Source organism: Leucobacter sp. M11, assembly GCF_035726885.1.
In the GTDB taxonomy this organism is placed as follows: Bacteria; Actinomycetota; Actinomycetes; order Actinomycetales; family Microbacteriaceae; genus JAPFRB01.
This window is the reverse complement of sequence record NZ_JAPFRB010000001.1, coordinates 571,047-571,775: the sequence shown is the minus strand read 5'-3', so window position 1 is coordinate 571,775 and position 729 is coordinate 571,047. Positions and strand designations below refer to the sequence as shown.

The window sequence follows — 729 nt, the reverse complement described above, 5'->3', positions numbered from 1 at the left end:
TACGCCGAGATGCTCCGGACGCGGCTCTTCGGGCCGCTCGGGCTCAGCGAGACCCGAATCGCGCTGACCGCCGAGGAGCTCGGTGACTCCCCGACCTCCGGTTTCACCGAGGGCGGCCGGGCGGCCGAGCCCTGGACGCTGCACGCATACTCTCCCGCGGGCGGGGTGCGGTCCACGAGCACAGACCTGGCCCGGTACGCGGCCGCCCTGCTCGCGGGCACGGCCCCGGGCCGTGCCGCCCTGGACCCGCTCCGGGACGACGGCGACGGCGGGCGCGTCGGCCTCGCCTGGTTCACGACGGCGGAGGGCATGACCTGGCACAACGGCGGCACCGGGGGCTTCGCGAGCTTCGTGGGGCTCGACCGGGAGCGGGGCAACGCGATCGTGGTGCTGTCGAACTCCGCCGCGAGCGTGGACGCGCTCGGCGCGGGGCTGCTCGCCGACCTCACCGGTGACGCGGAAGCAGGGGCGACCCGATGAGCTGGTTCCTGTTCCTCATCGGACTGTTGTTTCCGGTTCTCGCGGCCGCCGCGACCTGGTCGCGCGGAGCGGGCACGGGGGCACACAGCCGCGTCGACGCCGCGCTCGCCGTGCTCGACGGCGTCGTTGCGCTCGCGCTCATGCGGGCCATCGTGCCCTGGGCCGCGCTGAGCGAGTGGCTGTGGTGGGTCCCCGTCCTCGTCCTCGCGGGCGCGGCGGCGGGGCTCGCCTGGACCTGGGGGGAGCGGC

General features: G+C 75.6%; 2 protein-coding genes. Both read left to right on the top strand.

Translation table 11 applies throughout. The features are described 5' to 3' along the window. The coding region (locus OOT08_RS02925; protein WP_325091046.1) for a serine hydrolase domain-containing protein at positions 1–480 on the top strand (480 nt) is incomplete at its 5' end. Continuing rightward, on the top strand, positions 477–729 hold a 253-nt coding region (locus OOT08_RS02920; RefSeq protein WP_325091045.1), incomplete at its 3' end, for a hypothetical protein. The genes OOT08_RS02925 and OOT08_RS02920, both read left to right, overlap by 4 nt.